Origin of the sequence: Thermomonospora cellulosilytica, assembly GCF_014138835.1 — a bacterium.
GTDB classification, from domain to species: domain Bacteria; phylum Actinomycetota; class Actinomycetes; order Streptosporangiales; family Streptosporangiaceae; genus Thermomonospora; species Thermomonospora amylolytica.
In genome coordinates this window covers 3,384,705-3,411,668 of sequence record NZ_JACJII010000001.1, presented here as the reverse complement: position 1 = coordinate 3,411,668, position 26,964 = coordinate 3,384,705, and the positions used below count along the sequence as shown (strand labels likewise).

Sequence of the window (26,964 nt, the reverse complement as noted above, 5' to 3'; positions counted from 1 at the left end):
GAGAAGTGGCATGGCGACGACCCGACCCCCGTCCGGTGGGCCGCACGACGACTGGCTGATCTACCGGGGGAACGGCGAACCGCACGACGGGATCAGCCGGCTGCCCGACCCTCCGCCGTGGCGGCGGTTCGACCAGGAGGGCCCGCGGATGGGCGCGGTGGAACGGGCGGTGTCGTACCGGCCGGCGCCGAACGTCGTGGAGATGGTCAACGCCGCCATCTACCTGCGCCGGCCGCTGCTGGTCACCGGCAAGCCGGGGACCGGCAAGTCCACGCTGGCCTACAACGTCGCCTACGAGCTGCGCCTGGGCCGGGTGCTGGAGTGGCCGATCACCAGCCGCGCCACCCTGGAGGAGGGCCTGTACAAGTACGACGCCATCGGCCGGCTGCACGAGACGAGCCTGCGCCAGGCGGGCGCGCCGGAGGCCCCCGCCCAGATTCCCGACATCGGGCGCTACATCCGGCTGGGACCGCTCGGCACCGCGCTGCTGCCCTGGGAACGGCCGCGGGTGCTGCTGATCGACGAGCTCGACAAGAGCGACATCGACCTGCCCAACGACCTGCTGAACGTCTTCGAGGAGGGCGGGTTCGGAATCCCCGAGCTGGAGCGGCTCCCGGAGGACCAGGCCACGGTGGAGGTGATGACCGCCGACGGGGACGGCCGGGTCCCGGTCACCCGGGGGCAGGTCCGCTGCACCGCGTTCCCGATCGTGATCATCACCAGCAACGGGGAGCGCGAGTTCCCGCCGGCCTTCCTGCGCCGCTGCATCCGGCTGGCGATCGAGGCCCCCGACCCCGAGCTGCTGGCCGAGATCGTCGAGGCGCATCTGGGCGACCAGGGCCGCGAGGACCGCGACGAGATCATCCGGGAGTTCCTGGACCGCCGGCGGCGCCGCGGCGACCTGGCCACCGACCAGCTGCTGAACGCGATCTACCTGACCACCTCGGGGGCCCGGCCGCCGAGCGAGGCCCGGCGGTCGCTGCTGGAGTCGATCCTGGCCCCGCTGAACGCCACCGAGCCGGGATGATCGCCCGGCTGATCGAGGCGCTGCGCCACCTCGAGCCCCCGCCGACGGCCGAGGAACTGGCCGAGGCGCTGTGGCTGGCCCGGATGCTGCCCGCCGGTCCGGCCGGGGCCGCCGAGCGGCCCGGGGATCCCGGCGGGCCGACGGACCGGACGCCGGTGCCGCCGGACGCCCCGCCGGACGCCGGGGATCCCGGGCCCACGCCGCCGGCCCGGACCGGCGCCGGATCGGCGCACCGCCCCCGGGCGGGCCTGATGATCGCCGAGCCGCACGCGCCGGACGCCGAGCTGATCCGCGCCCCGGCGATGCCGGCGATCCCCCGGGCGCTGCACATCGCCCGGGCGCTGCGACCGCTGCGGGTGGGCCAGCCGTCCCGCACGGTGCGGCTGCTGGACGAGCGGGCCACCGCGCAGCGGATCGCCGAGACCGGCATCTGGGAGCCGGTGACCCGGCCGGTGACCGAACGTCGGCTCGACCTGGCGCTGGTGGTGGACGACAGCGCCTCCATGGTGGTGTGGCGGCGCACCGTCGACGAGCTGCAGGTGCTGCTGGAACGGCTGGCGGCGTTCCGCGACGTGCGGATGTGGCGGTTCGACGGCGACGCCGACCGGCTGACGTTGCGGCCGGGCGGCGCGGCGGGCCGCGGCACGGAACGCAGCCCGCGCGAGCTGATCGACCCCACGCACCGGCGGGTGGTGCTGGTGATCAGCGACTGCATCGGCCGGGCCTGGCAGGACGGCCGGGTCGCCGGTCTGCTCGCCCGATGGGGCCGGTGCGGCCCGGTCGCCATCGTCCAGCCGCTGCCGTACCGGCTGTGGGAGCGCTGCGGGGCCGCCTTCCATCCGGTGCGGCTGCGGGCGGCTCGGCGGGGGCTGCCCAACAGCGACCTCGACGTGCGGTGTCGCGACGGCGACGAGTCGCCTCCGGGAATCGCCGTTCCGGTGATGGAGCTGGACGCCGACTGGCTGCGCCCCTGGGCCGAGCTGGTCGGCACCGGAGGCGAATGCCGGGGCATGGCCCTGTTCACCGGCCGGCCGACCGCCGAGCTCCCCCCGGAACCCGGCGGCGACGCCCGCACCCCTCTGGAACGGGTCCTGGAGTTCCGCGGCGCCGCCTCTCCCCTGGCCTACCGGCTGGCCGGTTACCTGGCCGCCGCGCCCCTGCAGCTGCCGGTGATGCGGTTGGTGCAGCAGGCGATGCTGCCCGAGTCCAGGCCGTCCCACCTGGCCGAGGTGTTCCTCGGCGATCTGCTGCGCAAGGCCGGGCCGGCCGACGATCCCGACGAGGTGGTGTACGAGTTCCACGACGGGGTCCGCGACGTGCTGCTGAGCGGCCTGCACCGCGGGGAGGCCCTGCGGGTGCTGCGGGAGGTCTGGGAGGTGATCAGAGGCCGGTGGGGGTCGGCGCCGGACTTCCCCGCACTGCTGAGGGCCCTGCACCGGGGCGCCGACGGGGTGCCGCTGGACGGGGCGTTCGCGCAGGTGGCGACCACGGTGCTGGCGCGGCTGGGCGGCCGCTACGCCGAGATCGCGCAGCGGCTCGCCACGACGGTCCCGGACCTCTCCCCGGTCCCCGATCCGTTCGACGACGACGAACCGGGCGACGTCGTCGCCGTCCGCGAGGTCGGGCGGAGCGCCCGCATATCGGGCGGTGGACTGCCCGCCCGCAACCCCAACTTCACCGGGCGCGACGAACAGCTGCGGGCGCTGCGCGAGATGCTCGGCGAGGCGGTCACCGCGCTGCTCCCCCGGACGCCCCACGACCTGGGCGGGGTGGGCAAGTCGCAGCTGGCCGTGGAGTACGCCCACCGGTACGCCGCCGACTACGACCTGGTGTGGTGGATCCCCGCCGAGCAGATCACGCTGGCCCGGTCGTCGCTGGCGGACCTGGCGCGGCGGCTGGGGATGCCGCTGAGCGACGACATCAACCGGACCGTCCGGCACCTGCTGCAGGAGCTGCGGCGGGGCCGTCCCCGCGAACGCTGGCTGCTCATCTACGACAACGCCACCGACCCCGACGACCTCGTTCCGCTGCTGCCGGCCGAGCTCGCGCAGGGTCGGCTGACGACCTCGCTGCCGTCCGGGCACGTCCTGCTGACCTCCCGGGACCAGCGGTGGGCCGACCGCACCCTGGTGTCCCCGGTGGGGGTGTTCCAGCGGCCCGAGAGCGTGGCGCTGCTGCGCCGCCGGGTGCCGCGGCTGCCCCCGCAGGACGCCGACCGGGTGGCGGCCCGGCTGGGCGACCTGCCGCTGGCGGTGGAGCAGGCGGCGGCCTGGCACGCCGAGACCGGCCGGACCGCGCGGGAGTACCTGGAGCTGCTGGACCGGCGGCTGGCCCGCGAGCCGATCAGGACGCTGCCGGTGGAGTATCCCCCCGAGCTGGCCGCCACGCTGGGCATGGCGTTCGACCGGCTGCGGGAGGAGGCGCCGGCGGCGGGCCAGCTGCTGGAGCTGTGGGCGTTCTTCGGGCCCGAGCCGGTGACCGCCGACCTGCTGGCCGCCGGGGCGCGGGCCCGGCTGCCGGCCCCGCTGAAGGCGATCCTGCAGGACCCCGACGGCCTGACCCGGGCGATGCGCGACATCGACCGGCTCACCCTGGGCCGGTACGACCGGACGGCCGGGAGCCTGCAGGTGCACCGGCTGGTGCGGACGATGCTGCAGACCCGGCTGACGGGCCGCTCGGCCGAACGGGTCCGCGACCGGGTGCACCGGATCCTGGCCGCCGCGACCCCGCAGGCACCGCCCAACGACGAGAGCACCTGGCCGCGCCGGGAGCAGATCGCCCCGCACGTCGTTCCGGCCGGGATCATCGACGGGTCGACCGCGCAGATCCGGCAGGTCGCGCTCGACCAGATGCGCTACCTCTACCTGCTGGGCGACTTCGAGGGCTGCCGGGTCCTCGGGGAGCTGGCGCAGGAACGGTGGCTGCGGACCCTGGGTCCCTACGACGAGTCGACGCTGCTGGCCGGGCGGGAGCTCGGCAACGTGCTGCGGGCGCTGGGCCAGGTCGCCGAGGCCGCCGAGCTCAACCGCCAGATGTTCCGGCGCGCCCACGAGCGCTACGGGCCCGACCACATCAGCACCATGCTGATCGCCAACAGCGTGGGGGCCGATCTGCGGCTCAGGGGCGATTTCCGCGCCGCGCTGGAGCTGGACCGCGACACCATGCGGCGGATGGTGCGCATGTTCGGCAGGGACCACGCGCAGACGCTGATGGTCGTCAACAACGTGGGCATCGACCTGCGGCTGCTGGGCCTGTTCCAGCAGGCCCGCGAGATCGACGAGGGAGCCCTGGGACAGCTGCGCCGGCGGCTCGGCGACCGGCACCGCAGCACGCTGCTGACCATGAACCAGCTCGCCCGGGACCTGCACGGGCTGGGCCTGTACCGGCAGGCCGCCGGGCTGCAGCGGACCGCGCTGGAGACGATGCGGGAGACGCTCGGCCCCGACCACGCCTACGTGCTGCACGCCGAGACGAGCCACGTCGGCACGCTGCGCAGGCTGGGCGACCGCCATGGCGCGCGGGAACTGGCGGAGGAGACCCTGCGGCTGCACCTGCGCCGGTTCGGCCCGGATCATCCGGACACCCTGGCCGCCCAGCGCAGCCTGGCGGTGGCCTGCGCGGTCACCGGGGACGCCGAGAAGGGGCGGCGGCTGTGCGAGGCGGCCCACCACAGGTACCGGCGGCTGCTGGGGTTCGACCATCCGTTCGTGCACGCGTGCGCCACGAACCTGGCCATCACGCTGCGGGCGCTGGGCCGTCACGAGGAGGCGCAGCGCGAGGACGACACGGCGCTGCGGGCGTTGAACCGGACCCTGGGATCAGACCACTACTACACGCTGTGCTGTTCGGTGGGGCTCGTGCACGACCTGTACCGCACGGGCCGGCGGGAGGCGGCGTACGAGCGCTCGAGGGAAACGCTCGGGCGGTTCCGCGACCGGTACGGGCCCCGCCATCCCTACACGCTGGCGTCCGCGCACAACCACGCGGTCATCGGCGCGGCGCTCGGCCGGAACGCCGACCCGGCCGAGGCGCTGCCCGCGCTGCGCGCCGCGCTGGGCGCCGATCACCCGGATGCGGCCGACGCGGCGGAGGGCCGCCTGCTGGAGTGCGACATCGAGCCGATCCCGCTGTGAACGGCGATGTCCGGCAGAGCGAACCCGGCCGTCCGGTCGTGCGGTGCCCGCGCGGCGGCCGGGGCCAGCCAGGCCGCCACCTCGAGCGGGTCGGGGAGGACCCCGGTCCGCTCGGCGATCCGGCGGTGCACCCCGGCCACCACCTCGGGAACGACCAGGAGCGCACCGGCGCCGGGCACCCCGAGACGCCGGGCGGCGACGGCCAGCCCCGCCCACGCGTCCGGGTCGGCCGGGCCGGTCCTCAGGCGGGCGCGGTACCCCGCGACGGCCTCGGCCGGCTCCCCGCGCACCTGGGCCGCGTCGGGGCCCTCCTGCCGGAGCGCGGCGAAGCCCGACGGGTCGCGCAGCAGCAGGTTCCGCAGCTCGGCACGGGCGCCGTGCGCACCGGGCGGGGCGGCGGTCAGGGCCGGGCGGTCGACGAGGGGTTCCGGGGTTCCGGCGGGCCACGCGTCGGCGAGTCGGTCCAGCAGCGCCGGGTCGGGCCGGAGGTTGCGCAGCCGCCAGGTCAGCACGTGGTCGTCGATCGTGTCGCGGGCGAGGATCCCGGCGAGCGGGTTCAGCGGGGCGCCGGGGCGGTCCGCCAGGGCCGACCGCATCCCGGCGACGAACCGCTCGCCGGCCTCGGTGAGGAGCCCCGACCCCGCGAGGAAGTCGACGGTGTTCAGGGTCTGCTCGCGCCACAGCACGAACGCGTGGTCGGCGTATCCGGCGTCGTTCCCGGTCATGACCTCCCGCTGCACGCCCCAGAAGTCGGTGATGCCCAGGGAGGCGTACGCGCCCTGCAGCAGCCCCTCGAACGGCCGGGGGTCGCTGCGCCACGGCGAGTAGAAGCACTCTCGGGGGCCGGCCGTCGTCAACGGCACCACTTCCAGCAGCGCCGACAGTTTGACGTGCTGGAACTCGTGCACCAGGGACTCGGCGAGCAGCAGGGGGTCCTCGGGTGGGGTGAGCGCCACCGCCCCGAGGGCCTCCGCGGCGGTCGCGCCGAGGGCCTTGCCGCTGCGGGGCGTCAGCGGCACGAGCGCGGTCAGCCCGGTCGCGATCGCATCGGCGCGTTCGGGATGGTGCCCGGCCAGGATCGACCAGGCGTCCGCCAGCACCCGCCGCCATTCCGCCGCCTGTTCGGCGGTGAGCCTGGGGGCGGCTCCGAGCCGGTGACCGTCGCGGAAGGGGTCGAGGTCGTCGAGATGGACCCGCAGGACGCGGCCGTCGTGGACGCAGCGCAGGATCCGCAGGCCCGCCCATCCCGGCGCGTCGGCGTGCGGGTCGGGCGGGATGGCCACGGTGCGGCGCCCAGTGGAGATCTCCGCGCCGGAGGGCCCGCACCGGACCACTGCCGTGCCCTCGGCCCCGGCAGGCGCGACCTGCGCGCGGCCGAGCGTCGGCAGGCACACCGCCCCGTCGTGCACGGCGGCCTCGGCGGTGAACTCCAGGCCCGCCCGCAGCGCGGCGGCGACGGCGACGTTCCGCAGATGCCCGGCGGCGAACGGGCGGCCGCCACCGGCCAGCTCCCGCAGGCAGGCCGCCGACCAGGCGGTGACGTGCGGATAGGTCAGCACCGCGGCGGCCTCGGCGGGGGCGGCCTCCTGCGCCCGGGCCAGCAGGTCGAACGCCGCCGTCAGCGCCGGCTCGGACCGCACCAGCGCCAGCAGGCCCAGCGTCTGCCTGCCGAGCTGGGCGTTCCACAGCATCTCGACGGCGGCCGCGTCCCCCCGTCCGGCCGCCAGCGTCTCGAAGTCCCGTACCGGGACGTGCAGCCGCCCGGTCATCGCGCCGCTCCGGCCAGCCGCTCCACGTCGGCGCGCACCCGGCGGTGCACGTGGGCGATGAGCTTCTTCAGGTCGGCGCAGTAGACCGACGGGTTGCGGTAGCCGCTGCCCCTGCGGTGGCGGTGGGTGTAGCAGCCGCCGCCGCACACGTCCCGGACCGGGCACGCCATGCACTGGTCGCACAGTGCGGCCCGGCCGATCTGCCGTGCGACCACGCCGGGGTGCCGCAGCGCGAGGTCGAAGTCGTGCTCGGCGACGGTCAGGCCGGTCTCCGGCGCGCCGGGGAAGGCGGTCTTCAGGGTGTCGACCTGCTGCATCGTTCCATCGGTGTCGACCACGACGACCGCGACCGGGGACAGCCCGACGCTCTCGCTGCCGCTGTGGCCGCCCAGCAGCAGATGGATGATCTCCTCGAACAGCCGGATCCCGGTCTCCCGGGGCCGCGCCCCGTACCAGCGGTCGAACACGGCGATCAGCCAGTCCGCGTATGGCGTGCCCGCGTCCGGCCCTCGGCCCGGCGGCGGGACCGACCAGGTCCCGTGCGGCAGCAGGAGGTCGATCCTGGGCGGGGCGGTCTCCAGCAGCGCATCGTAGGTGGAGATCGGGTCGTTCGCCAGGTCGATCGTGCACAACAGCCCGCGGTACAGCGCGCGGTGCCGGTCGGTCAGCAGGCGCAGGGCCCGCACCACCGCGGCGTGGCTGCCGCGTCCATTGGCGTACCGGCGGTGCCGGTCGTGCCCGGCGCGGTCGCCGTCGAGGCTGACCGACACGCCGATGCGGTGCCGGGCCAGCAGGTCCAGCATCGGCGCGTCCAGCAGCAGCCCGTTGGTCTGGACGCCGAGTTCCACCCGGCGGTCCGCCGGATGGGCGGCGCGCAGTTCCGCGGCGGCGAAGTCCAGGAAGTCCGGACCGGCCAGCAGGGGCTCACCGCCGTGCAGCACCACCTGGACGTCGTCGAGGCCGTGGGCGTCGGCGTGCCGGGCGATCCGCCTCGCCGCCTGCCGCAGCACCTGCGCCGGCATCGCCGCGGGACGGCTGCGCCAGCTCTGGTCCGCGCCCCGGTACATGTAGCAGTACGTGCAACTCAGATTGCACCGGCCGTGCACCTTCAGGACGAACTGCCGGAAGGGCGTCGGCCGCCAACCGCCCGCGAGCATGCGGGCGACGTCGAGCCCCGCCTCGGGCCATTCGGCCGCGACGGACGGACCGGCGGCCTCAGGCTCCGCGGACACCGCTGGGGCTTGCGGTGGCCTGGGCGCCGACCGGGGACATGACGGAGTCGAACCTGGCGACCTTGGGGCCGGACGCCGCCGCCTCGTCGAGCCGCCGGGCCAGGGCCTCGCCGAGCGCGGTCTCCTCCAGCTCGGCGACTTCGCGCAGCGAGAGCCCGCCGATGTTGATCAGCACCGACTCGATCCCACCGTTCGCGTCATCCACCGAACGCCCTCCCCTCGTGCCCGGCCATGCCGACGACACGCGTCCGGGACCCGATCGGCGGGCATCCTCGCCCGCCGCACTGAGCGCACAGTCTACAAAGACGAGCACCATGATTATCTTCCGAATCAGAAGTCCCGGGACCAACCTTTGCCCCTCCAGAACACGGCGGCGGCAGGCCGTGCGCCGGTTGTGACGGAATTCTTACGGCGCCGTCCCCGCGCTGTCCCCGGAGCCGTGTCCGGGTGTTCGATGGGCGGGTGAGCAGCGAGGATTTGCGCGGAGCGCCGGTGGGGCGGCGGATCGTGCTGGGGATGCTGGGGCTGGGGGCCGCCGGGGTGGCCGTGGGGGCGGCCGCCCAGCAGAAGGTGAACACCGCCCTGGCGCCGATCGGGGAGCTGGATCAGGTGCTGCCGGGGGCCGGCGGTTTCCGGTTCTATTCGGTGGTGGACGAGGTCGAACGGCGGACCCCGCGGGACTACCGGTTGAAGGTCGGCGGGATGGTGGATCGGCCCCGGACGTTCACCTTCGCCGAACTGCAGAAATCGTTGCCGCAGACGCAGATGACGCGGGATTTTCAATGTGTCACCGGGTGGCGGGTGGAAGACGTCGCCTGGGCGGGGGTGGCATTGCCGGATCTGCTGGACGCGGTCGGGGTGCGGGCCGGGGCGCGGGCGGTGTTGTTCCGGTCGTTCGACGGGGCCTACACCGAGTCGCTGACGATGGAACAGGCGCGGCGGCGTGACGTGCTGGTCGCAACGGGCATGCTCGGCGGGCCGGTGACCCACGACCACGGCGGGCCGGTGCGGTTGTACGTGGCGCCGATGTACGCGTACAAGTCGCTGAAGTGGCTCGGGGAGATCGAGGTGGCCGACAGGGTGGTCCCCGGCTACTGGGAGCGCCGCGGCTACGACATCGACGCGTGGGTGGGACGGTCGAACGGGCGGACCGATGAGCCGACCTGAGACGATCACCCGGTTCACCGGGGGCCAGCGGGCGGTGCACCATGCGACCGCGGTGCTGATGCTGGTGTGCCTGGGCACCGCGGCCTGCCTTTATGTTCCGGACCTGGCCACGCTGGTGGGGCGGCGGAGCCTGCTGCGGACCCTGCACATCTGGGCGGGTTTCGCCTTGCCGGTGCCGGTGCTGGCGGGCTGGTTCTCCCGGACGTTCCGCGAGGACGTGCGGCGGCTCGACCGGTTCGGGCCGCGGGACTGGGAATGGCTGCGGCGCGCGGACCGGCGGGCGGTCGTCTCCGGGCGCGCGGTCGTCCCGGTCGGCAAGTTCAATCCGGGGCAGAAGCTGAACGCCGCGTTCACGGCCGGGGCGATCCTGCTGATGCTGGGCACCGGGACGATGCTGACGTTCCCGGATCCGTGGCCGGTGGATTGGCGCACGGGGGCGACGTTCGTGCACGACTGGCTGACCGTCGCGCTGTTCGTCGTGGTCGTGGGGCATTTGTGGTACGCGCTGCGCGACCGGGGCGCGATGGGGGCGATGTGGCACGGCCGGGTGGATTCCGGCTGGGCGGCCCGCCATCACGCCGGATGGCTCGACGAAATGGTCAAGGACTCGGATCCACGCCCGGAACGTTCTGTAAAGTCTGGATTTCCAGACTCGCTCGACCCTTGACACTTCCTGCGAAAACGCTGGAATGGGCGGTGAGCCCGCGCGCCGGCCCTGCGGGCGCAGGGCGCGCCCCGGCATGGACCGGCGCAGATCAGGGGGTGCCGAATGCGCGTGCTGGCCGACCGGCGAGGCGACGCCCGCGAGGAGACCCGCGAGCGGCTGTCGCGACGCCTGGTGGCGGAGTTCGCCCCGCTGTCCGCCGAGACCGTGCGCCGGTGCGTCGCCGACGTGCTGGCGTGCATGACGCATCTGGGGGTCGAGCCCACGCCCGCGGTGGTCGAACGGATGGCCCGCGAGCATCTGATCGGGATGGTCAAGTCCGAGCCGCCGTCGGGCCGGGTCGGCCCGTGGAGCGGCCGGGAGCGCGAGCGCGCCGCCCCGCCCGGGCCCGACGCCGCCCGCTGAGCCGGCGACACGCCGGGCGGCACGCGTCCCCGCCGGGGACGACGGTAGGGTGGGCCCGCGAGCATGAGCCGTTCCCACCCGCACCGCACCGTTCCTCCGGTCGGCCGCCGCGCCGTCCGGCCCCGTCGCGTGCCGGGCGACCGTTCCGCCGGACCCCGCGTGATCACGGACCCGATCCAGTCTGAGAAGGTTGAGGCGTGAGCCCCCGTAGCCGCCCCTCCGGGGACCGCCGCAGGGCGCCGGACGAGATCACCGGCATCTTCGACGACCTGCTGCGGCACGCCCGGGAACTGCTGGCCGTGCGCAGCCCGCTGGACGCCGAGCTGATCGTCAGCGAGGTGCTGGGCACCTGGTGGGGGCAGCGGGCGGCGGCCGGGGACGTGGAGGAGATCGTCGGCGAGCGGCTGGTCGAGCACGCCGGGCGGGCCGGCACCCCGGCGGCGCTGGCGCTGCTGACCGGGATCGCCTGCCTGGGCACCGCCCGGCAGGCGGCGATGGCCGAGCGGGCCGCGCTGGCGCTGATGGACCGCGGGGTGGCCCGGCCGGGCTGGGCGGACCGGGTCGGGATGGTGGCCCCCGAGGACTGCTTCACCTCCCGGGACGTCTTCGGCGACCAGGACACGCTGGTGTGCGTCTACAGCTACGACGGGACGGACCGGCACGCGCTGGTCGTCCAGGTCGACCACAACCGGTCCGGGATGGTCCGCGACGCCTGGGTGTCCTCACAGGTCGACCGGCTGCTGGAGCACTGCCGGCAGGACGAGCGGACCAACCCGCTGATGCGGTTCGAGCCGCTGGACCCGCCGCGGGCCCGGGCCCTGCTGGAACGCGGGCTGGCGGTCACCGGGGCGGCCGCCGACCCGCCGGTGCCGGAGACGTTCCCGGCCTACCACGCGTTCCTGCGCGCGCGGATGCGGGCGCTGCCGCCGGGATATCGGCTGCCCGCCCCGCCGGTGTACGGGCGGGACCGGCGGGCGACGCTGGCGGCGCGGTTCCTGGCCTCCGACGAGGCCGAGGACCTGTCGGACCGTTCCGCCGCGGGCCGCTGCGTGGACCGGATCATCGAGTACGGCTGCGAGCAGGACCAGGGGCGGCCGCTGCGGGTCAGCCCGGTCAAGTGCGAGCGGTTCCTGCTGGACTGGCTGCCCCGCAAGGTGCTGCTGTCGCCGGCCGAGCAGGACGCGATGCCGCACGTGCTGGCCGCCTGGGTGCGCTGGGCGGGCCGCCGGTCGGGGCTGCCGCCGCAGGCGGTGCGGGCGGCGCTGGACGCGGTGTGGGACGCCACCGGGGCGTTCACCGAGGCGTACCGGGATCCGGCGGCGTTCGGTTTGGACCGGTCCCTGGTGCACCGGCTGGTGCCGGACGGGGAACTGGAGGCGCTGCCGCGGCGGGCGTTCGCGCTGCCGTTCCTGTCCGGGGAGCACCACATGCCCGGGCGCGGCCGGATCGACCTGGCCGAACTGGACCCGGCCGACCCCGCCGACCGGCGGATCATGATCGAGTTCGAGCATCCCGGCGCGGCGCCCGAGCATCTGGACGCGCACGAGCGGCTGGCGGTCCGGCTGTGGAACGGCGATCCGCCGCAACTGTGGGAGACGGCGCAGGCGCTGCTGGACGCGGGCCTGGAACGGCACCAGATCCTGCACCGGCTGATCGAGGTGCTGGCCCGGTGCGGGGACGACCCCGACGCCTTGCGTCGCGCGCTGCACACGCTGCGTCACAACCCCCCGCCGATGTGACCGGCGCCATGACGACCCCTGTGACCTCCGGTTTGCAGGAGACTGCCGAGACGGCGATTATCGGATCTCTCGGGGGTGCCCAGACCTGCCCGCGCGACGAAGCCGACCCCATCACTCGCGAGCCCCCCTGGCCAGTGAGGAGTGATCTTGTTGGAGTGGTCCGAGTTCGCCCAACGCCTCGGCCGTGAGCTGGCGGGTCTCGATCGCGACACCATCCTCATCGTCCGCGAGCGCGCCGAGAGCCGGCACTACGTCCAGGCCATGCGGGAACCGGACCGGCTGTACGCGGAGGCGGTCAGCAACCACTTCCTGGAGGGGCCGCTGCTGCTGACCCCGGCCGACGAGGAGGTGCTGCGGGAGGTCGGCTGGAAGCCGCCCGGCGACCCCTCCCCGCGCAACTGGTGGACCGACCTGCCCGGGCACGCCACCCCGGGCGACCACTTCCGGCTGGCCGACATGATGGTGCAGGCGCTGCGCGACGTGCAGGGCGTGCGGCGGCCCTCCGACCTGGTGTACGAGTCGTTCCACCGGCACGGCAACGGCCTGATCGAGCTGCTCGGCTTCGGCATCTCCCCCGCCGACCCGGCCCGGGTCACCGAGCGCCGCACCACCCCCGACCCGGTGGCCCCGCGGGTCGCCGACCCCGTGCTGTCGGCCCCGGTGCTCCCGGAGGACGGGCCGCACGCGGTCGCCCCCGGGCTCCACCGCGGGCCCGCCGCGCCGCCGGCCGGACCGGGGTTCGCGCCCGGCGAGCTGGAGCTCGCGCTGACCGACGCCAAGCAGCGCGGCGACCACATGACCTACTTCGACCTGCTGCTGCGCTCGGACCTGGTGCTGCCGCTGCCGCAGGGCCCGGGCGCGCCGGAGCTGGTCACCACCACCATCGGGGGGGCGACGTACGTGCTGGCGTTCTCCTCCACGGAGGCGCTGACCGCGGCGCTCAGCCCCAAGGACCCCACCGCACCGCCCCCGCACCGCCGTCTGTCGTTCGGGGCCCTGGCCGCCGCCTGGCCGGACCCCTCCTGGTCGCTGGCGATCAACACCGGCCTGCCCAGCGAGATGCATCTGGACGCGCTCGCCATCGCCCGCCTCGACCACACCCGCCGCACCGCCGAGCAGGCCGCCGCCGACGCCGTCCCCCCGCACGGCCTTCCCGCCCCCAACGGCACGGACCCGCACGGCAGGCCCGGCTTCGCCGCCTTCGACCCCGCTCAGGACCCCCTGTCCCCCGGCGCCCTTCCGGGCCTGCCCTCGCTCAACGGGCACTCCGGGCCCTCGGAGGGGTCCTCGAACGGGCATCCGGAGCCCATGCCGAACGGCCGCGTCGAGCCCCCGCCAGGCGGCCTGGACCCGCTCTCCCCGAACGGGCACAACGAAGCCCCGCCCCATTTCCCGGGCCCTGGGGCGCCGGGCGTGTTCCCTCCCCACGACACGGCGGCCGAAGCCGCGGAACGGGGAACGCACGCGCACGGCCTGCCGGACCTGCCCATGCCCCTGGAGCGGCCACCGGCGGCCCCGCACGGCGGCTCGGACCTCCCCTCGCCCAACGGGCGCTCGGAGCATCCGCACCAGGCCGCCGGCCGGGGCATGCCCCCGCACGACGTTCTCGGCCCGCTCGCACCGGCCGGACACAACGAGGCACCGCACGACTTCACCGGCCTCGGCACTCCCCCGCACGGCCTGCCGGGCCTGCCCCCATCCCATGAGGGCACGGCCCCTTCCTCCCCGAGCGGACGAGACGGGGTTCCACAGGACCTCGCCGGGCCCGGCACTCCCCCGCACGGCATCCCGGGTCCGGCCCAAGCGGGCGAACGCCCGGACAGCACGTCACTCGAGGCTCTGCCGCACGGCGTTCCCGGCGCAGGCTCCGATGGCGGGCACGCCGAGCCGCCGGGCGAGCCCGCCCCGCATGGCATTCCCGACATGCAGGGAGGATCGCCGCGCGACTTCACCGGACCCGGCACGCCCCCGCATGGGACGCCCGGTCCGGCCCTGCCGGGCGAACGCCCGGAGGCCGAGAGGGGCGGAACGCCGCCCCACGGCATCCCGGGTGCGGGCACGGACGGCGGGCACGCCGAGCCGCCGAGTGAGCCCGCACCGCACGGCGTTCCCGACACGCGGGAAGGATCGCCGCGCGACTTCACCGGACCCGGCACGCCCCCGCACGGGATGCCCGGTCCGGCCCTGCCGGGCGAACGCCCGGAGGCCGAGAGGGGCGGAACCCCGCCCCACGGCGTCCCGGGTGCGGACAACGGACACGCCGAGCAGCCGGGTGAGCCCGCGCCGCACGGCGTTCCCGATGCGCGGGAAGGATCGCCGCGCGACTTCGCCGGTCCCGGCACTCCCCCGCACGGTCTGCCCGGTCCGGCCCAGGTCGGTGAACGTCCGGAGGCCGGGACGGGCGGAACGCCGCCGCACGGTGTTCCGGGTGTGGGCGCGGACGGGGGGCCGGCGGAGCCGTCGCGTGACGCGGTGCCTCCGCAGCGCATGCCGGACCTGCCGTCGCCGGAGGGGCCGCGCGACTTCGCCGGGTCCGGCACTCCGCCGCACGGGGTGCCGCAGCCCGCTCCGGCCGAGGGCGCCGATCGGGGGATCCCGCCGCGCGGCGTTCCGAACGTGCCGGCGCCCCGCCCGGAGGCGTCGCCGGGGTCGGTGGCGCCTTCGCCCGCCGGTGAGCGGGCGGCCGAGGCCGCGGGGCCGCTGCCGGATCTGGCGGCGCTGACGCGGCTGGCCGTTCGGTCCGAGAGCATCCAGCCGGAGAACCCGCCGCACGGTGAGCCGACGCCCGCCGGGCAGGGCACGCCGCCGCACGGCTTCCCGCAGGCCGCTTCCGAGGCGGGTGCGACGCCGTCCCCGGCCGAAGACGGTCAGGCGGGGACGCCGCCGCGTGGGCTCCCCGTGACCGACGAGCGGGCGACCGCCGCGTCGCCGTCTCCGGAGGAGGGGCCTGTCGCTCGGCCGGACGAGGGCGTTCTGCCGCCGGAGCCGCAGGCCGGGGACCGCGGTCGCCCGGAGCCCGGGACCGGCGGGCAGGTGGCGATGCGGTTGCCGCACGGCGCCCGGCTGTGGGTCGACGCCGGGGACGGCGGTGAGCCGCGGCCGGTGGCGGTCTACGACGCGGCCGGCGGTGGCTGGACACCGGTGGCGGCGGGCGTGTCGGACGGATCCGGGTACACCGAGCGGTGAAGCGGCGTTCGACGCGCTAACGTCTGCTTTCACCGAAGTGCAGCGCCCGCCTGGAGTGCCCCCGTTTGGACTGGAACGAATTCGCCCAGCGCCTGACCCGCGAGCTGATGCACCTGCCGGTCGACGCGTACGTCGTCGTGCAGGGGTTCGACGGGCTGCCCTACGTGCAGGCGATGCGGTACCAGAGCGGGCTGCACGCCGAGGCGGTGAGCAGCGACTACCTGCCCGAGCCGCTGAGCCCCCGGCAGGAGCTGCTGCTGTCGGAGCTGGGCTGGCTGACCCCGGACGGCCACAAGCGCCGCAACTGGTGGTGCCGGGTGATGCTGCCCGCCGAGCCCGCCGACATCACGCGGGAGCAGGCCGCCGAGTGCCGGGCGCTGGCGGAGCGGATGGTCTCCGCGTTCCGTGACGTGTACGGCGTGCCGTCGGTGGCCGACCTGTGCTACGAGGCCGACCGGGACGGCGAGCACCCCGGGCCGCTGCCGATGCCGGGGCTGGGCGTCCCGCGGGCGGGCCAGGAGCCGGCGCCCGCTGCGCCGGCCCCGCCGGAGTGGGCGGTGTTCGCCGAACGGCTGGCCTGCGAGCTGGCGGCGATGCAGCCGCAGATGGGGCTGGTGGTCTCGCAGCGGCTCCAGGAGAGCTACTACGTGCAGGCGTTCCGCGACGCCCGCGGGGTGCACGCCGAGGCGGTCAGCGGCCAGGCGCTGCCGCCGCACACCCCGGTGTTCGACGCCGCCCAGGAGGAACGGCTGGCCGCCGTGGGCTGGCGCTGGCCGGGCGACCACCCCAACTGGACGTTCGACCTGCCCGCCGGGGCCGAGCCGGACGAGTTCCGCCGGCTGGCGGAGATGATGGTGGTCGCGCTGCGCGAGGTGCATCTGGCCCGCGGCCCCGACGACCTGGTGTACGAGGCGTTCATCGGCCCGTCGTACGTGGAGCTGACCGAGCTGGGCATCCCGCCCGCCGACCCGGGCCGGGTGGAGATCCGCAAGACCAGCCCGTCGCTGCCCGCCGCCGGGGCCGGTGCGCCGCCGGGCTCCGGCCGGCACGCCGACCCGGAGATCGAGGCGGCCCTGGTCGCCGCCAAGAGCCGCGGCGACCAGGGCGGCTACCTGAACATCGTGCTGCGCGCCCAGTTGTACGTCCCGGTGGCCCCGGACGGCCGGCACCTGACCGCCGACTACCGCGACGGCACCTACATCCTGGCGTTCACCTCCCCGGACGCCATGGACTGGGCGCTCGGCGGCCCGCTGATGGACTACCGCCGCACCACGTTCGCCGAACTCGCCTGCGAGTGGCCCGACCCCGCCTGGCGCCTGGCGATCAACACCCGCCTCCCCAGCTCCGCCTACATCGACACCGACACCATCAGGCGCGTCGCCGAACACGCCCGCTCCGGCCGCCCGCCCGCCTCCACCCCTCCGATGTCGGCGCCCACGGCCCCCGCCCACACCCCGCCAGGGCAGGTCCCCGGGTCCCGGCCGGGCGACCTCTCCACGCCCGAACAGACGGATCACGGGAACGTCGCCGCGGACCCGGGCCTTCGGACGCCGCCCGCAGCGGACCCGCTCGCCGAGCGCCGGGCCCGGCCGGGTGATGCCGGGACCGGCGGGCCGTCCGCGACGGTCGCGACCGACCTCCCGGTCGCCGGGAAGGCGGCACGCCGCCATGACACCGGACCGGCCCGTCGCCCCACCGATGGGCCGCCCCCTGGAGCCGAGCCCGGCGGACGGCCCACGGCCGCCCAGACCGATCTCCCGGTCGCCGGAAAGGCCGCCCGTTCCGCCACCGCTCCCGGACAGGCCGTACCGCCCACCGGCGTCCCCGGCACCGGCCCTCAGGCATCCCCGGGAGGAACCGGCAGCGGCGGCCAGCCCACGGGCGCCGGAAAAGCCACTCGGCCCACTACCCCCGACCCTGGGCAGGCCGTGCCGTCGGCCGACCTTCCCGGCACCGGCCCTCAGACATCACCGAGAGGAACCGGCAGCGGCGGCCAGTCCATGACCCCGGTCGCCGGGAAAGCCGCTCGCTCCACCGCCGATCGTGGGCAGGCCGTGCCATCGGCCGATCTCCCCGGCACCGGTCCTCAAGCCTCCCCGGGAGGAACCGGCGGTGGTCGGCCTGCTACCCCGGGCGCCGGGGAGGGCGCTCGGTCCGCTGCCGCCGATCTCGGGCGGGGGGTGTCGTCGGCCGATCTCCCCGATGGCGGGGGGCGTTCTGTGGCCTCCGCCGCTGATCTGCCGGTGGCCGGGAAGGCGGTGCGGCGTGGTGGCGCGGAGCCGGCGCGGGCCGGGGGCGGCGGTGCGGCGGTGGAGCTCGAGCACGGGCCGGCCGGGGGGCTGGGCGGGGAGACCTCCGTGCCGGTGGGGTATGCGGAGGCTCCGCAGATCGAGGTGGAGGCCGTCCGGCCGTTGCGGGACGGCGAGGTGGTGCAGAAGGTCGTCCGGCCCGATCATGTGGCGCATTACCTCGACGGGGGCTACGACTGGGTCGCCGGGGCGGTCAACCGGCTGCAGGACGTGAGCGGGCTGCGGACGCCGGAGCAGGTGGTGCGGGCCCTGGGGCTGGAGCGTCCGGGGTCGCCGTTCTCGGCCGGGGACGACGAGGTGCACGTGATCCGCTGGCCGCTGATCCGGCCCGCGCTGGTGCGGGCGGTGCCGGGGACGGTGGTGCCGACGTTCCGGATCGGGAGCCGGAGGCTGCCGCACGGGGCGGAGATGTTCCGGCTGGACCGTGCGGGGACGGAGACGTTCCTGGCCGTGTACGACGCCGACCTGCGCGCCTGGCTGCGCACCGCGGAGGTGGACGGGTGAGCGTGCGGGACGGCTACTACGCCGGGTGGCAGGGGCTGGAGTACGAGGCCAGCCCGGACGGGGACCAGATCAGGCTCTACACGGGAGGGCCGGCGGAGGGGTTCGCCGAGGCCGTTCCGGGGCGGCATGTGCGGGTGGTGCCGCTGCAGGAGATCGACCACCTGTGTTACGTGGTCACCCGGTGCACGTGGCGGGGGGAGCCGTTCCAGGTTCTGGGCGAGCTGGACGGGTGGCTGCGGGTGGAGTACGCGGGGACGGACCCGGCGGCGCCGCGGCGGCTGGGGCTGGAGACGTTCGACGTGGACGTCCACCAGGGCTGGGTGCGGCGCGAGGAAGTGACCGGCCTGCGGGAGGAACGGTTCTGACATATCGGGGGAAACAACCCCGGTATGAGCCTCCCCGACCAGCCGTCCGTACTGACCCCCACCCAGGCGCGGGCGCTCTTCCGCACCGGCGCGACCACGTCGACGACCAGCGGATGGTGCCGCGGCCATGTCCAGGCCAACCTGCTGGCCGTGCCCCGTGACCTGGCGTTCGACGCGATGCTGTTCGCCCACCGTAACCCGGCGGCGTGCCCGCTGCTGGAGGTGACCGACCCCGGCGACCCCCGCCCGCGCGAGCTGGCCCCGTCCGCGGACCTGCGCACGGACCTGCCGGCGTACCGGATCTACGAGCACGGGACGCTGGTCGCCGAGGTCGGCGACGCGACGGCGTACTGGCGGGACGACCTGGTGGCCTTCCTGATCGGCTGCAGCTTCAGCTTCGAGGCGGCGCTGGCGGCGGCCGGGGTGCCGGTGCGGCATCTGGAGCAGGGCCGGAACGTGTCGATGTACGTCACCGACCGGCCGTGCGTTCCGGCGGGGCGGCTGTCGGGCCCGCTGGTGGTGTCGATGCGGCCGGTGCCCGAGCCGCTGGTGGACACGGCGATCGAGGTGAGCTCCCGGTTCGCGCAACACCACGGCCCGCCGGTGCACGTGGGCGACCCGGCCGCGCTGGGCATCGCCGACCTGGGCCGGCCCGACTTCGGGGACCCGGTCCGGGCCGAGCCCGGGGACGTGCCGGTGTTCTGGGCGTGCGGGGTGACGCCGCAGGCGGTGTGCATGGCGAGCAAACCGGAGTTCGCGATCACGCACGCGCCGGGCCGGATGTTCATCACCGACCACGCCGACTGACAATGGGATCATGGCGGTCATGGACATCAACGCCGACCTCGGCGAGGGGTTCGGCGCATGGACGCTGGGCGACGACGCGGCCCTGCTGCAGATCGTCACCAGCGCCAACGTGGCCTGCGGATTCCACGCCGGCGACCCGGTGATCATGCGGCGGGTGTGCCGGGCGGCGGTGGCCGGCGGGGTGGCGATCGGGGCGCAGGTGTCGTACCGGGACCTGGCCGGGTTCGGGCGGCGGGAGATCGACATGGCGCCCGAGGAGCTGACCGCCGACGTCCTCTACCAGCTGGCGGCGCTGGACGGGATCGCGCGGGCGTCCGGCGGGCGGGTGTCGTACGTCAAGCCGCACGGCGCGCTCTACAACCGGATCGCCCGGGACGCCGAGCAGGCGCGGGCGGTGGTGGCGGCGGTCCGGGAGTACGACCCGTCGCTGCCGGTCCTGACCCTGCCGGGGTCCGCGGTGCACGAGGTGGCGGACGGGCTCACGGTGGTGGCCGAGTGCTTCGCCGACCGCGCCTACACGCCGGAGGGCCGGCTGGTGCCCCGTCGTGAACCGGGGGCGGTGGTGCACGACGAGGGCCTGGTGATCGAACGGGCGGTGCGGATGGCGGTGGACGGCGTGGTCACCGCGATCGACGGCACCGACGTGCCGGTGAACGCCCGCTCCGTCTGCGTCCACGGCGACACGCCGGGGGCGGTGGGGCTGGCGCGGGCCGTCCGCAGGGCGCTGGTGGACGCCGGGGTCGAGGTGTGGGCGTTCGCGCCGCCCCGCTGATCCGGAAGGGGAGGGGCGCGTGCGGGTGCGCAGGGCGGGCGATACGGCGGTGCTGGCGGAGGTCGAGGACCTGGCGACCGCGCACCGGCTGCACGCCGCGGTGCGGGCGGCGGGGTTCGAGGGGATCGTGGACGTCGTTCCGGGTGAGCGGACGGTCCTGGTCGTCACCGACCCGGCCCGCTGCGACCTGGACCGGCTGCGGGCGCGGCTGGCGTCGCTGGAGCTGCCGGAACGCCCGGAGGGCGACGCGGCACCGGTGGAGATCCCCGTCCGGTACGACGGGGAGGACGTGGCCGAGGTGGCGGAGCTGACCGGCCTGACCGCCGGGGAGGTGGTGCGCCGTCACGCGTCCGGGGACTACGTGGTGGCGTATCTGGGGTTCTCCCCCGGCTTCGGTTACCTGACCGGTCTGGATCCGGCGCTGCACGTGCCGCGCCGCAGTACGCCCCGCACGTCGGTGCCGGCGGGGTCGGTGGCGATCGCGGGTCCCTACTCGGCCGTCTACCCGTCGCCCTCCCCCGGCGGCTGGCGGCTGCTGGGCCGTACCGACGTGGCGTTGTGGGATCTGGGCCGTCCCTCCCCCGCCCTGCTGCGGCCGGGCGCCAGGGTCCGGTTCGTGCCCGTGGAGGGGGCCCGATGATCGAGGTGGTGCGTCCCGGGCCGTTGACGACCGTGCAGGACCTGGGCCGTCCGGGGCACGCCCATCTGGGGGTGCCGTGCTCGGGGGCGGCGGACCGGCCCAGCCTGTGCCTGGCGAACCGGCTGGTCGGCAACCCGGAGGACGCCGCCTGCCTGGAGATGACGTTCGGCGGGGCGGTCCTGCGCTTCCACAATTCCGCGTGGGTGGCGGCCACCGGAGCGCCCGCCCCGCTGCGGGTGAACGGGCGGCCCGCCGCCATGAACGCCCCCTGCCACGTCCCGGCCGGGACGTGCCTGGAGGTCGGCGTCCCCGAGGCCGGAGTCCGCACCTACCTGGCGGTCCGCGGCGGGCTGGCGGTGGACCCGGTGCTGGGCAGCCGCTCCACCGACCTGCTGTCGGGCCTCGGCCCCGCCCCGCTGACCGGCGGCGACCGGCTGCCCGTCGGAGACGCCCCCGGCGACACCCCCATCCTGGTCGACCAGGCCCCCGTCCCCCCGCTGCCCGGCGAACCCGTGCTGCGGATCCTGCCCGGCCCCAGGGACGACTGGTTCGCCCCCGACGCCCTGCGCACCCTCACCGCCGAGCCGTACGAGGTCACCGCCGAGAGCAACCGCGTCGGCATCCGCCTGGCCGGTCGTCCCCTCCAGCGCGCCCGCGACGGCGAACTCCCCAGCGAGGGCATGGTCACCGGCGCCCTCCAGGTCCCCCCGAACGGCCTGCCCATCGTCTTCCTGACCGACCATCCCACCACCGGCGGCTACCCGGTCATCGCCGTGCTGTCCTCCGCCGACCTGCCCACCGCCGCCCAGCTTCGCCCCGGCCAGAAGGTCCGCTTCCGCCTCTGACCGCCTCGTTCCCGCGGCCTGTCGGCGGAGGGTGTCAGGAGGAGGCGTTCAGGAGGGGGCGCAGGCGGGTGATCTGGGCGGTGAGCAGGTCCGCGGGGACGTCCTCCCACAGCGTGGTGGTGATGCCGTTCTTGGGCTCCCAGGTGCCCGCCACGCGGCCCTCGTGGAGGACGACCGGGGAGATCCAGCCGGCGGTGCGGCTGACCTCGGAGCGGTGGTCGGGCGGGATGAGGTAGGCGGCGTTGGTGCCGGCGCCCAGGACGTACTGGTCGAAGCCGCCCAGGAGGCGGACGGTGCCGGTGGCGGGGGCGGTCTCGGTCAGCTCGTCCAGGTGGTCGGCCGGCGCGTACGCGGGGGTGCCCTCGATGTCGACCTGGACCAGGTCGTCGGCCGCGGCGGCGAACCAGGTCCTGAGGTCCTTGCGGCTGTGGGTCTTGCGCATCAGCCAGGCGTCGAAGGCGTCCACCGTGGCGGGGCCGTGGGCGCCGAAGTAGGCGCGGATGACGGTGCGGGCGGCGTCCTCGATCGGGGGCGGATCGGCCCAGCCGGGGATGTGGCGGGCGGGGGCGCAGAAGGTGACCTTGGTGCCCTGGGAGGGGCCGAAGCACAGCACGCCCCAGAAGGCCAGGGGTTTGAGCAGGGCGCCCCAGCCGGAGCCCAGCGCCTCGGCCAGATGCTCGGAGCTGGTGCGCTCGACGATCTCGGCGGTGAGCTCCTCACGGGTCAGGCAGGCGCCCCCGGCGAGCGCATCCGTGGCGGCCTCGGCGATGGCCTCGAGTTCGGCGGGGGTGGGGCCGAAGTTCTTCTGCCAGCTCGCCTTCTCCCAGTTGCGGACCGTGGCGCACAGGGCCAGGTAGGCGGGGGCCTCGTCGGCGGGCAGCAGGTGCAGGGTGCCGCGCATCGCCCACGTCTTGACCAGGGTCCGGTCCTGCCACAGGGCGCGGGCGGTCTCCCCCGGCTCGGGCGACGCCTGCCGTACGGCGACCGCCAGCGACGCGGCGGAGGCCACCTGGGCCTGCACCCCGGCCAGCCGCCGCGCCACCTCCACGGCGGGCAGGGCTGCGGGCTCGGTCACGTACTGCCGCCGCATCCGCCATGCCAGCACCTGCGACCAGGTCAACGACTCCATGCGCCGATTACACCGCACACCGCCGACAGTGCACCGCCCGCCGAGCCCGGCCGGGATCCCCGCGGCCGGACGCCGCGCCGCCATGTCGGCGCGCCATCGTCCGCTCCGGCGGCGAGGGGTCAGCGCCGCCGGGGCTGCAGCTCGGTGTAGGCGGCGCGGACGTCCTCGGCGGTCAGCACGGTCAGGTCGGCGGGGGTGGCCGCCGCGCCCAGCCGGGCGGCCCGCAGCGCCCGGGAGGCGCACGCCTTCTCGTACAGCGAACGGGCGAACCGGCCGTTGCCCAGCTCGTCGATCCGGCCCAGCCCGCACACCCGCTGGAAGATCAGCGCCAGGTCGTCCAGGGCGGCGTCCTCCCACCGGTCCCCGCCCTGCTCGGCGATGGACTGGGCGATCAGCAGCAGCTCGTCCGGCCCGTAGGAGGGGAACACCACCCGCACGTCGAACCGCGACGCCAGCCCCGGGTTGGACCGCAGGAACCGGTCCATGTCGGCCTCGTAGCCGGCCAGCACCACCACGAACCGGTCCCGGTCGTCCTCGGCCCGCTTCAGCAGCGTCTGCACCGCCTCCGCGCCGAACGCGTCCCCGCCGCCGTAGCCGGGGTTGTCCAGCGCGTACGCCTCGTCGATGAACAGCACCCCGCCCAGCGCCGAGTCGATCACCCGGTTGGTCTTGATCGCGGTGGCCCCCAGATGCTCCCCCACCAGGTCCACCCGGTGCGCCTCCACCACCGAAGGGCGGGCCAGCAGTCCCAGCGCCGCGAACACCCGGCCCAGCACCCGCGCGACCGTGGTCTTGCCGGTTCCGGGCGGCCCGACGAACACGAAGTGCCGCATCGGCGGGCGGGTCGGCAGCCCCTTGGCCTCGCGCATCTGGGCGACCTGGAGCTGCGCGGCGATCTCCCGGACCTGCCGTTTGACCGGCTCCAGCCCGATCATCGCGTCCAGCGAGCCGAGCGCCTCCTCCAGGGTGGGCGTCTCGTCGTAGCCCCGGTACCGTTCGGTGACCTCGGCGAACGCGGTCTCCACGTCCTCGGCGCGGATGGTCACCAGTTCCTCGGCGGTCGGCTGCCGGCCCGACCAGGCCCCGGACCCGACCACCCGCACGTCGCGGGCGCGGGCCGCCGCCTCGGTCAGCGACCGCACGAACCGGCCGTTGCCGAGTTCGTCGATGATGCCGCGCCGGCACACGTCCTCGAACCGGGACCGCAGCCGCCGCGTCGCCTCCTCGTCGAGCCGGTCCTCGCGCAGCCCGACGTGGTACTCGGCGATCCGCAGCAGCTCGGGCGGGGTGTAGGAGGGGAACCGGACCCGGGTGCCGAACCGGGACGCCAGCCCCGGGTTGGAGTCCAGGAACTCCTCCATCTGCGACTCGTACCCGGCCAGGATGATCACCAGGTTGTCGCGGTCGTCCTCGGCCCGCTTCAGCAGCGTCTGCACCGCCTCGTTGCCGAACCGGTCCGGCTGCCCGTCGGCCTGGTTGACCAGCGAGTACGCCTCGTCGATGAACAGCACCCCGCCGAGCGCGGAGTCCACCAGCCGGTTGGTCTTGATGGCGGTGGCGCCCAGATGGTCGCCGACCAGGTCGGCCCGGGACGCCTCGACCACGCTGGCCCGCGGCAGCAGCCCGAACGCGTAGAACACCCCGGCCAGCACCCGCGCCACGGTGGTCTTGCCGGTGCCGGACGGCCCGACGAACACGAAGTGCCGCATCGGCTTCTCGCTCGGCACCCCCGCCGCCGCCCGCAGGTGCGCCGCCTCGATGGACGCGGCGATGGACCGGACCTGCCGTTTGACCGGCTCCAGCCCGATCATGGCCTCCAGTTCGGCGAGCGCGTCCCCGACGGAGATCTGCGGGGTCTCCTCGACCGGCTCGCGGACCGGCGGGGCGGTGTGGGCGGCGGCGCGCTGCTCGTAGGCGACCTGGGTGGCGGGCGGCACCCCGGCGTCCACCGGCTCGTCGGCGGCACGGTCATCGGGCATGTCGGGCACGTCGGGGACGGGCTCCGACAGCCGGGCCTCCTGCTGCTCCTGCACCCAGCCGGTGTCGTACGCCTCGGCGGGCACTGCGCGGCGCGCCTGGTCCCAGCGGTAGACCAGGATCCCCAGCGCGGTCGCCCAGGCGGGCAGCACGTGCAGCGCCGCCAGCGGCCGGGCGGTGGCCGCCGCCACCAGCCCCGCGCAGCCCAGCGCCACCAGCACCGTGCGCCACGGCGCGTACCCCCGCAGCCGGGACGCCCCGAACGCCACCGGCACCGCCAGCAGCGCCAGGAACAGGCCCTGGTGCGAGGGCTCGGGGTACTGCCGGCCCAGCGGCACCGAGACCGCCGCCCAGCCCGCCACCACCAGCGCCACCGCCGTGCCCGCCGGGGAGCGCATCGTCAGGTGGAACACCCCCAGCAGCGCCGGGACGCCCACCGCGACCGCGGCCATGACGACGGCCGGCTGGCGGGTCAGCACCGCGACGGTCACCGCGACCGCCGTCAGCAGCACCCCGGCCAGGAAACGCAGCCCCGGCTGGACCTGGAAGTACCGCCAGCGCGCGCGTTCGAAGAGATCCCGCGCCGCGATCCCCGCCGCCGGGCGGGGATCGGAGTCCCCGAACTGTCGCATCGGCTCCACCGGCCTCCTCGCCTCGCCCGGGGCCGTCCCGCCGCGAAACCGGCGGACAGGTCCGTCCATGTCCCTGCCGACACCCCGCGCGAGTCCAGCCTGGCACGCGCAGGGCGCCCGGGGCCATCATGACGCGACATACCGACAGGAACTGTGCCGTCCGACACCTCATGCCCCGTCGGGCTGCCATCATGTCCGCGTGCCGACGACCCCCGACGCCCTGCCCGGCCTGGAGACGCCGTCTCCGCAGGCCGCGCCGCGCACCGCCGCCGACTACTCGATCGAACGCGAGCTGGCCGCCGCCGGGGCCGCCCGCATCGCCGGGGTCGACGAGGTCGGCCGGGGCGCGTGGGCGGGCCCGGTCGTGGTGTGCGCGGCGGTCACCGACCTGAGCGACCCGCCCGTGCACGGCGAGGTCCGGCTCACCGACTCCAAGCTGCTGACCGCCGCCCGGCGGGAGGCGTTCGCCGGGGTCCTGCCCGGCTGGCTGACCGGCTGGGCGATCGGCGTGTCCGAGCCGGGGGAGATCGACGAGGTGGGGATGACCGAGGCGCTGCGGCGGGCCGCCGGGCGGGCGCTGGCGGCGCTGCCGGAGCCGCCCGACATGGTGATCCTCGACGGCGGGCACGACTATCTCGGCGCTCCCTGGCGGGTGCGGTGCGAGATCGGGGCGGACCGGCGTTCGGTGTCGGTGGCGGCGGCGTCGGTGCTGGCCAAGGTATACCGCGACCGGCTGATGGCCGAGCTGGGCGCCGAGTACCCGGCGTACGGGTTCGCCGAGTCGGCCGGATACCCCTCACCGGCGCACCAGCGGGCGCTGGAGGAGTCCGGGCCGACCCCGCACCACCGGCTGTCCTGGTCGTACCTCGACGACCTGCCCCGATGGCGGCATCTGCGGGTGCGGCGCGACCCCCTCGCCGGTTCCGGCCAGCTTTCCCTGCTGTAGAGCGCTCATAAGCGTCCACCACAGGGGTAGATCCCGGACCTGTACGGGAGGTGCCAGTGATGGACGCTGTCGTGAAGAAGCTGCTGCGCGAGGCGGGACGGACCTATGCCGAGGAGGCCCAGATCCCCTTGAAGGACCAGCCCGCGCCCCTGTTCAAGCTGCTGGTCCTCAGCAATCTCCTCAGCGCCCGCATCTCCGCCGAGATCGCCGTGAGCGCGGCCCGCGAGCTGTTCGAGGCCGGCGGCGGCACCGCCCGCGGGCTGCTGCGGATGACCTGGCAGGACCGGGTGGACGCGCTCGGCCGCGGCCACTACGTCCGCTACGACGAGTCCACCGCGACCCGCCTGGGCGACACCGCCGAGATCGCCCAGGACAAGTACGGCGGCGACCTGCGCCGGCTGGCCCGCGACAGCGGCCGGGACCCGCAGCGGGCCGCCGAGCTGCTGCGCGAGTTCCCCGGCATCGGGCCGACCGGGGTGGACATCTTCTTCCGCGAGGCGCAGGCGGTGTGGCCGTGGCTGCGCCCCTACATGGACGAGCAGGCGCGCAAGGGCGCCGAACGGCTCGGCCTGCCCACCGACCCCAAGCGCCTGGCCGACCTGGTGCCGGACAAGGACCTGGCGCGGTTCGCCGCCGCCCTCGTGCGCGTGGCCAAGGACAAGAAGCTCGCCGAGTCCCTCACCGCCGGGAGGAAGGTCGTCGCCGGCGGGAGGTGA

Annotated in this window: 20 protein-coding genes; 15 read left to right on the top strand and 5 right to left on the bottom strand. The window is 75.3% G+C overall.

The window, feature by feature from the left end:
- The first annotated feature begins 10 nt into the window (after positions 1–10).
- Positions 11–1,027, top strand: coding sequence for an AAA family ATPase (locus HNR21_RS16195; RefSeq protein ID WP_182705868.1), 1,017 nt, complete (start codon positions 11–13; stop codon positions 1,025–1,027).
- A complete protein-coding gene (gene fxsT, locus HNR21_RS16190; RefSeq protein ID WP_182705867.1) occupies positions 1,024–5,160 on the top strand; it encodes an FxSxx-COOH system tetratricopeptide repeat protein in 4,137 nt (1,378 codons plus the stop codon). Before HNR21_RS16195 ends, fxsT begins: the two co-directional genes overlap by 4 nt.
- Here the strand turns inward: fxsT and HNR21_RS16185 are convergent.
- The 3 genes from HNR21_RS16185 to fxsA are packed head-to-tail and all read right to left on the bottom strand — an operon-like array spanning position 5,091 to position 8,366.
- The gene (locus HNR21_RS16185; protein WP_182705866.1) at positions 5,091–6,929 is read right to left on the bottom strand and encodes an HEXXH motif domain-containing protein; all 1,839 of its coding nucleotides are present in this window, start codon (positions 6,927–6,929) and stop codon (positions 5,091–5,093) included. The genes fxsT and HNR21_RS16185 overlap by 70 nt on opposite strands.
- The gene (locus tag HNR21_RS16180; RefSeq protein ID WP_312881056.1) at positions 6,926–8,161 is read right to left on the bottom strand and encodes an FxsB family cyclophane-forming radical SAM/SPASM peptide maturase; all 1,236 of its coding nucleotides are present in this window, start codon (positions 8,159–8,161) and stop codon (positions 6,926–6,928) included. Before HNR21_RS16180 ends, HNR21_RS16185 begins: the two co-directional genes overlap by 4 nt.
- Complete coding sequence (gene fxsA, locus HNR21_RS16175) at positions 8,145–8,366, bottom strand: FxSxx-COOH cyclophane-containing RiPP peptide (protein WP_182705865.1); 222 nt, start codon at positions 8,364–8,366, stop codon at positions 8,145–8,147. Before fxsA ends, HNR21_RS16180 begins: the two co-directional genes overlap by 17 nt.
- 257 nt (positions 8,367–8,623) lie before the next feature.
- On the opposite strand from fxsA, the gene HNR21_RS16170 reads away from it, so the two are divergent.
- From HNR21_RS16170 to HNR21_RS16120, 11 genes are all read left to right on the top strand, one after another.
- Positions 8,624–9,328 carry a molybdopterin-dependent oxidoreductase gene (locus HNR21_RS16170; RefSeq protein ID WP_220500184.1) on the top strand — a complete coding sequence of 235 codons (705 nt, stop codon included), beginning with the start codon at positions 8,624–8,626 and terminating at the stop codon, positions 9,326–9,328.
- Positions 9,315–9,995 (top strand): cytochrome b/b6 domain-containing protein, encoded by a 681-nt coding sequence (locus HNR21_RS16165; protein ID WP_182705864.1) that lies wholly within the window; start codon positions 9,315–9,317, stop codon positions 9,993–9,995. The genes HNR21_RS16170 and HNR21_RS16165 overlap by 14 nt, the downstream gene beginning before the upstream one ends.
- 102 nt (positions 9,996–10,097) lie before the next feature.
- The gene (locus HNR21_RS16160) at positions 10,098–10,397 is read left to right on the top strand and encodes a hypothetical protein (RefSeq protein WP_182705863.1); all 300 of its coding nucleotides are present in this window, start codon (positions 10,098–10,100) and stop codon (positions 10,395–10,397) included.
- 197 nt (positions 10,398–10,594) lie between these two features.
- On the top strand, positions 10,595–12,136 hold the full coding sequence (locus tag HNR21_RS16155) for a hypothetical protein (protein ID WP_312881055.1): 1,542 nt from the start codon (positions 10,595–10,597) through the stop codon (positions 12,134–12,136).
- Between the two features lie 147 nt (positions 12,137–12,283).
- Positions 12,284–15,322, top strand: a complete 3,039-nt coding sequence (locus HNR21_RS16150) for a TY-Chap domain-containing protein (protein ID WP_182705862.1) — start codon at positions 12,284–12,286, stop codon at positions 15,320–15,322.
- Positions 15,323–15,387: 65 nt separating this feature from the next.
- Positions 15,388–18,135: a TY-Chap domain-containing protein gene (locus HNR21_RS36015; RefSeq protein WP_182705861.1), complete on the top strand. Its 2,748-nt coding sequence runs from the start codon at positions 15,388–15,390 to the stop codon at positions 18,133–18,135.
- On the top strand, positions 18,132–18,500 hold the full coding sequence (locus HNR21_RS16140) for a UCP033725 family protein (protein ID WP_312881054.1): 369 nt from the start codon (positions 18,132–18,134) through the stop codon (positions 18,498–18,500). Before HNR21_RS36015 ends, HNR21_RS16140 begins: the two co-directional genes overlap by 4 nt.
- Positions 18,501–18,524: 24 nt before the next feature.
- Entirely contained in the window at positions 18,525–19,307 is a 783-nt protein-coding gene (locus tag HNR21_RS16135; protein ID WP_182705860.1) for a putative hydro-lyase, read from the top strand.
- Positions 19,308–19,317: 10 nt separating this feature from the next.
- Positions 19,318–20,079: a LamB/YcsF family protein gene (locus HNR21_RS16130; RefSeq protein WP_182705859.1), complete on the top strand. Its 762-nt coding sequence runs from the start codon at positions 19,318–19,320 to the stop codon at positions 20,077–20,079.
- 19 nt (positions 20,080–20,098) lie between these two features.
- Complete coding sequence (gene pxpB, locus HNR21_RS16125; RefSeq protein ID WP_182705858.1) at positions 20,099–20,719, top strand: 5-oxoprolinase subunit PxpB; 621 nt, start codon at positions 20,099–20,101, stop codon at positions 20,717–20,719.
- On the top strand, positions 20,716–21,564 hold the full coding sequence (locus HNR21_RS16120; protein WP_182705857.1) for a 5-oxoprolinase subunit C family protein: 849 nt from the start codon (positions 20,716–20,718) through the stop codon (positions 21,562–21,564). Before pxpB ends, HNR21_RS16120 begins: the two co-directional genes overlap by 4 nt.
- Positions 21,565–21,598: 34 nt before the next feature.
- Here the strand turns inward: HNR21_RS16120 and HNR21_RS16115 are convergent, their stop codons facing one another.
- Both HNR21_RS16115 and HNR21_RS16110 read right to left on the bottom strand, forming a co-directional pair.
- Positions 21,599–22,693, bottom strand: a complete 1,095-nt coding sequence (locus HNR21_RS16115; protein WP_182705856.1) for a winged helix DNA-binding domain-containing protein — start codon at positions 22,691–22,693, stop codon at positions 21,599–21,601.
- A 119-nt stretch (positions 22,694–22,812) separates the two neighbouring features.
- Entirely contained in the window at positions 22,813–25,302 is a 2,490-nt protein-coding gene (locus tag HNR21_RS16110; RefSeq protein ID WP_182708663.1) for an AAA family ATPase, read from the bottom strand.
- 220 nt (positions 25,303–25,522) lie between these two features.
- On the opposite strand from HNR21_RS16110, the gene rnhB reads away from it, so the two are divergent.
- Both rnhB and HNR21_RS16100 read left to right on the top strand, forming a co-directional pair.
- Positions 25,523–26,248: a ribonuclease HII gene (gene rnhB / locus HNR21_RS16105; RefSeq protein WP_376766626.1), complete on the top strand. Its 726-nt coding sequence runs from the start codon at positions 25,523–25,525 to the stop codon at positions 26,246–26,248.
- A 59-nt stretch (positions 26,249–26,307) separates the two neighbouring features.
- Positions 26,308–26,964: an HhH-GDP family DNA glycosylase gene (locus tag HNR21_RS16100; RefSeq protein WP_119727822.1), complete on the top strand. Its 657-nt coding sequence runs from the start codon at positions 26,308–26,310 to the stop codon at positions 26,962–26,964.